This window comes from Mesorhizobium sp. M2C.T.Ca.TU.002.02.1.1 (assembly GCF_003997225.1).
In genome coordinates, this window is the sequence record NZ_RZTO01000293.1 from 1 (window position 1) to 6,784 (window position 6,784).

9 protein-coding genes and 1 pseudogene are annotated in these 6,784 nt (G+C 64.1%); 3 read left to right on the forward strand and 7 right to left on the reverse strand.

Annotated features, from left to right (window positions below):
- Window positions 1-82: 82 nt before the first annotated feature.
- Entirely contained in the window at window positions 83-685 is a 603-nt protein-coding gene (locus tag EOD07_RS16945; protein WP_245470186.1) for an NmrA family NAD(P)-binding protein, read from the reverse strand.
- A 100-nt stretch (window positions 686-785) separates the two neighbouring features.
- On the opposite strand from EOD07_RS16945, the gene EOD07_RS16950 reads away from it, so the two are divergent.
- A complete protein-coding gene (locus EOD07_RS16950; RefSeq protein ID WP_127236285.1) occupies window positions 786-1,202 on the forward strand; it encodes a helix-turn-helix domain-containing protein in 417 nt (138 codons plus the stop codon).
- A gap of 33 nt (window positions 1,203-1,235) precedes the next feature.
- Here EOD07_RS16950 and EOD07_RS16955 read toward each other — a convergent pair whose 3' ends face one another.
- The 4 genes from EOD07_RS16955 to EOD07_RS16970 all read right to left on the reverse strand — a co-directional run bounded on the left by EOD07_RS16955 (window position 1,236) and on the right by EOD07_RS16970 (window position 3,094).
- The gene (locus EOD07_RS16955) at window positions 1,236-1,451 is read right to left on the reverse strand and encodes a hypothetical protein (RefSeq protein WP_073987539.1); all 216 of its coding nucleotides are present in this window, start codon (window positions 1,449-1,451) and stop codon (window positions 1,236-1,238) included.
- A gap of 496 nt (window positions 1,452-1,947) precedes the next feature.
- On the reverse strand, window positions 1,948-2,094 hold the full coding sequence (locus tag EOD07_RS16960; protein WP_116390217.1) for a hypothetical protein: 147 nt from the start codon (window positions 2,092-2,094) through the stop codon (window positions 1,948-1,950).
- Window positions 2,095-2,193: 99 nt separating this feature from the next.
- Complete coding sequence (locus EOD07_RS16965) at window positions 2,194-2,388, reverse strand: hypothetical protein (protein WP_318014052.1); 195 nt, start codon at window positions 2,386-2,388, stop codon at window positions 2,194-2,196.
- 163 nt (window positions 2,389-2,551) lie between these two features.
- Window positions 2,552-3,094 carry a phosphatase PAP2 family protein gene (locus tag EOD07_RS16970; protein WP_127236286.1) on the reverse strand — a complete coding sequence of 181 codons (543 nt, stop codon included), beginning with the start codon at window positions 3,092-3,094 and terminating at the stop codon, window positions 2,552-2,554.
- Between the two features lie 53 nt (window positions 3,095-3,147).
- On the opposite strand from EOD07_RS16970, the gene EOD07_RS16975 reads away from it, so the two are divergent.
- A complete protein-coding gene (locus EOD07_RS16975; protein ID WP_127236287.1) occupies window positions 3,148-3,630 on the forward strand; it encodes a DUF2127 domain-containing protein in 483 nt (160 codons plus the stop codon).
- Window positions 3,631-3,642: 12 nt separating this feature from the next.
- On the opposite strand, the gene EOD07_RS16980 is transcribed toward EOD07_RS16975, so the two are convergent.
- Entirely contained in the window at window positions 3,643-4,203 is a 561-nt protein-coding gene (locus tag EOD07_RS16980) for a cytochrome c (protein ID WP_127236288.1), read from the reverse strand.
- Window positions 4,200-5,708, reverse strand: coding sequence for a multicopper oxidase family protein (locus EOD07_RS16985; protein ID WP_127236289.1), 1,509 nt, complete (start codon window positions 5,706-5,708; stop codon window positions 4,200-4,202). Before EOD07_RS16985 ends, EOD07_RS16980 begins: the two co-directional genes overlap by 4 nt.
- 576 nt (window positions 5,709-6,284) lie before the next feature.
- On the opposite strand from EOD07_RS16985, the pseudogene EOD07_RS16990 reads away from it, so the two are divergent.
- A pseudogene (locus EOD07_RS16990) lies at window positions 6,285-6,784 on the forward strand (hypothetical protein); the annotation flags it as partial.

Here is a 6,784-nt window from a genome sequence, read left to right on the forward strand (position 1 = left end):
ATGCAGTTCGACAACGCGCCGCGCTATTGGGTGCCGAACATTTCCCGGCCCGGCGCGTTGTCGAACTGCATGGCGGCGGCGACTACACGCTCGAACAGGCCACCACCATCCTGGGCCGGGCCGGGAAATGTTCGGCACCCAATAGCGCGGCGGCGCGCTCGCCAATGTCCTTGGCGGCAATCAGCGGCATCGGCAGGTCGCCGCGGAACGGCGAGGCGAAGACGCCGGACGCCGCCTGCTCGACGAAGCCCATGCCCTTGACGAAATTCTCCATGAAGAAGGAGGCGCGCAGATAGACGAGTTCCTCCAGGCCCAGCGCGGCAAGCCGCTCCTCCATCAGTGCCGCACCAAGCGAGGTGCCCATTTTGAGATGGGCATTGAGGCCGCTGAGCAGCACGACACGGCGGAGGCCCGCCTTGGCGATGGACGCGGCAAGCCGTGCGCCGACCTCTTCCTCGAAACCTTGCAGATCGGGCGCGGTGACATCGAAGGGGATCATCACGTAAGCGCTGTCGGCGCCAGAGAATGCGGCGTCGAGCGCCGCCTGGTCGTCAAGCGCAACACCGAGGCTGCGGGCGACGCCGCGCACTGAATGCCCTGCCCCTGTCAGTCTGGCCGAGACCTCGGCGCCGACCTCGCTGGTTGCGCCGACGACCACGATGGTGCGGTTGGCTTGCCGGTTCATGACGTTCTTCCCTCTGCTCAAATGATTTACTTTCGGAACCATTTGACGGAGATCGATAATGATGTCAATAGTAAAGTGATTTAAAAATGGAACCAATTTGATGTCAACCAAGGGACGATCCGGCTGCCCGATCAGCCTCTCGCTCGAATTGCTCGGTGACCGCTGGACGCTGCTCATCATCCGCGACCTCGCCTTTGCCGGGAAACGGCATTTTCGCGAGTTCCTGCAATCCGACGAAGGCATCTCGTCGCGCACGCTGGCCGAGCGGCTGCAGACGCTGGTCGACGAAGGCATCCTCACCCGCAGCGACGACCCGACGCACGCGCTGAAGGCGATCTACCGGCTGACCGAAGCCGGCATCGACCTGTTGCCGGTGCTGGCGACGCTGGGCGCCTGGGGCAGCAAACATCGCAACGCGGACGATGATCTCAGCCGGATTGCCGATGAGCTCGCGGCCGGCGGCCAGCCGGCGCTAGAGCGGATGAAAGAGCGACTTAGGACGGAGCATCTGGGGTAGCAGGCCGCCAATCTCCCTCATGTGGAAGATGCCTCAGCGAGCCCGCCCGCGCCGCAGCGGCCCGACCGGCTCCTCGGTCGGTGGCTCGCCGGGCAGCCCCAACCGCAGCCGCTCCTCCTCCGCGAATATCTCGGCCTGCGCGTGAATATCGAAAACTTGCTGCGTCAGCCTGCCGCCATCGACAACGCGCACGATCCATTGGCCATTGACGGCTTTTACGCGGACACTGTCTGGCTCGCTTGTTACCATATACAGCTCCTGCTCTTCGCCCGGAGAACTTCCTAACCCGATCCAGTATGATCTAGCGCGCCTGGAGTTGCCGAACAGTGGCTCTGTCGGTCTTTAGTGCAAAGCGGCTCGCTGTTATTCGGCGCATCTGCGGAGCCACCCGGATAGAAACGAGCATGGCGGAGCAGGCATGCCGTTGCATCTTGGCGCGACAGAATTCGACTTCGCTACGACGTTCGGCTTGTGAAACAGCGCGGCGGTGAATTTCGAAAACGTTCGGACAGAACCGCGGATCGTGCAGCCTGGCGCTTTGCGGTGCGTGTGCGGACGAATTCGCCGCACGGCGGCGGCCCGGCAGCCTTGGGGGGTGATACTGGGTTCGGCGGCCGGGCCTGACCGGAGTTTGCGAGGCCGCCGGCTGTCATAAGCATGCGCCCGGGCCCACCCAAGGACAAGAACGACCTAGGCCCTAGGACCAAAGCTGCAAGCGTACCGGCCCACACGACCGCCGGCCGCGTCAAAAGCCGAAGAAATGCCGGCCGACGAGATAGCCGAGCGCCGCAACGACCAGCGGAAACAGTGCCGGCGCGGCCTTGCCGAACAGCGAGGGGTTTATCTCCTTGGCGGGAGCGCTGGGTTTGGCATTGCCGAGGTTTTTGGTCATGAGCTCATTACCGGTTGGGGGCTAGCTGCCGGTTGAGCCACTAAATTAGAAGTTGCTTATTAAGTTTCCGGCAAGCCCAACGCTACAATTCGCGGCAATTTATTCCGATTGTTGGGTACGCTCGGCAAGCGCGAAGGCCTGGAGGTTGCGCGACTTGCCGGGGTCCTGGTCGGCGTTGGCGATGATGGCGTGGAAGGCCGCCCGGGCGATATCCTTCTTCTTGGCGTCCGGATGCAGTTTTCGCACCGCCTTGAGCAGGTCTTTCGGTTTCATATCTGGGGTGACAACGCGCATCAGCGTATCACCTATGGCCTGCAATTCGCTGGCATCCATAACGATGAACCCTGTTTTGGCGGCGGGAGCCTAGCATATAGCGGGTCGAGCGCGTCACTTTTGTGATGCGCCGTCCATCATCCCGTTTTCGCGAAACGCCGGCCGGGCGCGCCTCGTCGGACGTTCAGAGGATCCCTGTGGCGAAGGCGTCGAGCCGTGAATTTTCCCGATAGGTCAGCCGGACCGCCAGCGCACCGATGGCGGCGGTGACGGCGCCGCCGATCACGTCGCTGACGTAATGTGTTCCGATGAAGATCCTGGACCAGCAGATGACGAACGCGAGCACGAGCAGCCCCAGCGTGCGGCGCGGCAATGCCTGCATGGCAAAGGCCGCGACGATGGCCATGCTGGCGGTCGCGTGATCGGACGGGAACGACCAGTCGGCGCTGGGCGCGATCAAGAGATGCGTGACGCCGGCGTCGTAAGGCCTGATCCGGTGGACGAAGAGCAGGATCGCCTGGTTGATAGCCAACCCGAGCAGGAAGGAAAGACCGGCGGACAGGCAGGCATGACGCACATGGAGGCGGTCGTTCCTGGACCACCATTGCAGGGCGACCGCAATCACCATCAGCGGCACGCCGATTTGTGAGATAGTGATCATTGTCCTATCAAGAAGCGGGCTGACGCCGGCAGCCGCGTTGATCCAGTGCGTGAGAGATGCGTCCATTCTTATCTGATTTCCCTGGCCCGATTTCCCTTGGCCTATCGTGAGGTCGATCGTTGAAGCCCGCCGACGAGCATCGCATTCACCAGCTCTTTGAGGTCAGTGTATGGCTAAAAGGTGCCCATGCCTTGATCGAGTGCGTCGGCGGCGTGCTGCTTTACCTCGTCACCACCGAAACCATCGCCTCCTGGGTCAACATGTTCACCCAGGAGGAGTTGATCGAAGATCCAAACGATTTCATAGCCACCCATTTGTCGCGGATGGCGGCCGAGTTCTCCGTCGCGAGCAAGGAGTTCTATGCCTTCTACCTACTCAGCCACGGGCTGATTAAGCTTTTGCTAGTCATCGGCCTGCTGCGCGGCAAGCTATGGTCCTACCCTGCCTCGCTGGTGGCGCTCGGCGCCTTCATGGCCTACCAGGTCTATCGCTACTCCTACACGCATTCGCCCGGCCTGCTCGTGCTGACCGTCTTCGACGCCATCGTCATGTGGCTGATCTGGCAGGAGTGGAAGACGGTGCGCCGCCATATCGCGCCCTGACCGAGCCCGGCCTCATTCGACTTTCCGCCTGAACTTCGAATGGCAGCTGGCACAGTCCTGCAGAATGAGGTGCAGGAGATGTTCGGCCGGCATCTTGGCCGGGTCGGCCTCGGCGGCGCCCGGGCGCTTGCCGAGCAGGCTGCCGCCGTCCATCGGCGGGCCCGCCATCCGCATGTCGGCGGTGATCCCGGGCGGCGCGTCTCCGGCCTTGTCGGCGAGCGCGCCGGTGAGCCTCCCGATATGGCGGGCGAGCGCTTCGAACACCGGCCGAGCGTCATCGATTTCCGGTCTGGCGCCGGACGGCGCGCCGAGCGTGCCTTGCGGGAATTCGCCAGCCAGGGCGGCGGCGCGGGCGCTCAGCGTGTCCGCCGCGGCCTTGAAGGCTGCCGGCTCATAGGCGCGTTTGCCGTCGAACATTTCGGCGATCGCCCTGGCGGCGGCAGCCATCTGTTTCATCGAGGCCTGGCGCGCCGCCACGATGGGATCGCCCGGACCCGCCGCCAGCGACGGAGCAAGGATCAACGGGCCGGCGAGCGCCAGCATCGCCGCCGCGACAACGATGCGATCCCTCATGCCCGCACGTCGACGAGGCCCATCATGCCGAGCTGTTCATGCTCGAGGATATGGCAGTGATACATGCGCGCGCCCGGCCGCTCCTGGCGGGTGAGGAGCCGCACGGTCTCGCCGCGCGCCACGTTGACCGTGTCCTTCCACGCCAGATAAGGCGGCTTGGCGACGTGGCCGCCGCGCTCGCGCTCGACCACCTGGAACTGCGTGCCGTGGAGATGGAACGGGTGGTCCATGTCGGCCTGGTTGACGATTTCCCACAGCTCGGTCTCGCCCGCCCTGGCGACGATGTCGACGCGGCCCATGTCGAATGCCTTGCCGTTGATCAGGAAGCCCATCTCCATGCCGGTGGGGTTCATCGCCATGGTCTCGGTGAAGACGAGGCGACGGTTGACCGTGGGGCCCCCAAGCGGCGCGATCGGCCGCAGCCGCTCGGGCAGCGGCGGCATCGCCTCGGCCGGCGTGTCGGAGACATCGACGGTCAACAGCGTCAGCCCCGCATCGGCCGGCCGGCCCGGCCCCATCCAGCCGCGGTCATAGTCAAGCGTGGTGAGGGTCGCAGTGCCCGGCTGGTCGAAGGCGACGACCAGTTCGATGCGCTCCGCCGGGCTGAGCAGGATCTCATCGGCCGCAACCGGTGCCTCCAGGAGGCCGCCGTCGCTGCCGATCACGGTCATCGTGGCGTTGGCGAAAGCGAGCCTGAGGAAGCGCGCATTGGTGGCGTTGTAGAGCCGCAGGCGCCGTTTCGCGCCCGCCGCCAACGCCAGCTTCGGGTTCTTCTGGCCATTGACCAGCACATGGTCGCCGACGCGGCCGTTCATCATGTCGATCATGGTGTTGTCGGGCATGGTGCCATCGGCGGCCAGGCGAAGGTCGGTGAACATGAGCACCGTGTCGCCATAGGCCGCAGGGACCGGATCGGCCTTCGCCTTCACGACGAAAGCGCCGGCAAGGCCACGATAGACCTGCTCGGCCGTCCGACCATGCGGATGCGGGTGATACCAGTAGGAGCCGGCTGAGCCTTCGGGCAGCTCGAAGGCATAGACGCGGTCGGCGCCCGCCGCCACGGGGTCCATCGGATTGCCGTCCTGGTCCGCCGGCACCGGCATGCCGTGCCAGTGGATGGTGCTTTGCTCGCCTGCGATCCGATTGGCGAAGGTGATCTCGACGCGGTCGCCCTCATAGGCCTCGATCAGCGGCCCCGGGCTCGTGCCGTTATAGGCAAGGATCGGCGTATCCCGGTCCTCCACGAAGCGCGCCTTGGCCGCCTCCGCCGTCAGCCTTGCCTTGAACAGGCCGGGCCGGCCGGCCTCGTTGGCAAGCAGCGGCAATTGGCGCAGCGTCTCGCCCTCGGGCAGCGCGGCGGGCGCTTGCGCCATGGCGCCCATGTCGTGGCCCGCATGGTCTCCCATATCCATGTCCGGCATGCCGTCCATCTTCATCTGCGCCAGCGCGCGAGACCCCGACAGAGCTGCTGCGAGGCCCGCCACCAGAAAGCCGCGTCGGTGCATTTTCCGTCTCCTCGATCGCGTTTGGGAAGGGCGCCGGAAGGACGACCCTCCAAAACGCTACGGGTTCCAGCCACTGGAAGGTCAAGCGGAAATCGAACAGGATCGGGACGGGATTACGCCGGGTTCGCCTGGCCCAAAAAGAAATGCCAGGACAGTCGTGCGACTTGCTTCCATTGCCGTTTTTTGACCCAAATCGGCCTCTAGCCGGCTGAAGATGCTGCGGTTCCGGTCTTCACGGTTTCTTGACAGAGGCCGTAAAAACGGGCAGCAAAGCAGGTGGAAAGAGCATTTTTACCGTGGCGAAGACCGTGGAAAAGCTCTTTTTTCGTATGGACCGTCGCCAAATCGGCGACTGGTGGAGGGATTGGTTAACCATCTTTGTCCATCTTTTGAATCAATCGGCAACAGACGCGTGAAGGTGCAGGGGGCACCAGCGAACTGTGATCGTGACGGGTGCCAGGTGCGAAAACCGGCATGCCGATTGAGAGTGGTCGTATGGCGTTTTTGCGTTTGAAAAACCGGGGTGACGCTCCTCATGGGGGGGTAACTTCGAAAAAGTCTGGTCATCGTTGGGTCGTGGTGCCTGCTATCGGCGCCGCTCTTGCCCTATGGTCCATCGCCACCTTGGCGGGGCTCTATTCGGTAAGCACCTCGCTGACCGCCGCTTCCAAGGGATTGCCGCAAGGTCTGCTTTCGCCGCGCAACATCGCGCTTGGCGACCAGCGCCGGCAGATCGCCAACGCCTGGGCGCCGCGTCTTGTCGCCAAGGACGGCTACAAGGCAGGCTCGCTCATCGGCGGCTGCGACGCCGGCTGCTTTAGCCTCGCGACAAGCTTCAGGCACAACGGCCAAGCTCTTGAAAAACAGAAGAATGAAGGCCGCGACGGCAAGATGGCGCGCCTCAAGCTGCCGGATCCCGACAGCGTCGCGCAGGAAAAGGTCGTGGTGGCTTCGGCCGCCGGAGCTGCCGATCGTTTCGACGGCGTGGTGAAGCGCGCGGCGCTTTCGCCGCAAAAGCTTGCCGACGCCTTTGCCCGCGCCGAGGGCAGGCTGGCGAGCAGGAACGGCGCCTTCTC

What these genes read in the sequence shown, in the direction of transcription:
- EOD07_RS16970 (WP_127236286.1), bottom strand. Translation starts at nt 3,094, where the DNA reads ATGGACGCATCTCTCACGCACTGGATCAACGCGGCTGCCGGCGTCAGC.
- EOD07_RS16985 (WP_127236289.1), bottom strand. Translation starts at nt 5,708, where the DNA reads ATGCACCGACGCGGCTTTCTGGTGGCGGGCCTCGCAGCAGCTCTGTCG.
- EOD07_RS16980 (WP_127236288.1), bottom strand. Translation starts at nt 4,203, where the DNA reads ATGAGGGATCGCATCGTTGTCGCGGCGGCGATGCTGGCGCTCGCCGGC.
- EOD07_RS16960 (WP_116390217.1), bottom strand. Translation starts at nt 2,094, where the DNA reads ATGACCAAAAACCTCGGCAATGCCAAACCCAGCGCTCCCGCCAAGGAG.
- EOD07_RS16965 (WP_318014052.1), bottom strand. Translation starts at nt 2,388, where the DNA reads ATGCGCGTTGTCACCCCAGATATGAAACCGAAAGACCTGCTCAAGGCG.
- EOD07_RS16945 (WP_245470186.1), bottom strand. Translation starts at nt 685, where the DNA reads ATGAACCGGCAAGCCAACCGCACCATCGTGGTCGTCGGCGCAACCAGC.
- EOD07_RS16955 (WP_073987539.1), bottom strand. Translation starts at nt 1,451, where the DNA reads ATGGTAACAAGCGAGCCAGACAGTGTCCGCGTAAAAGCCGTCAATGGC.
- EOD07_RS16950 (WP_127236285.1), top strand. Translation starts at nt 786, where the DNA reads ATGTCAACCAAGGGACGATCCGGCTGCCCGATCAGCCTCTCGCTCGAA.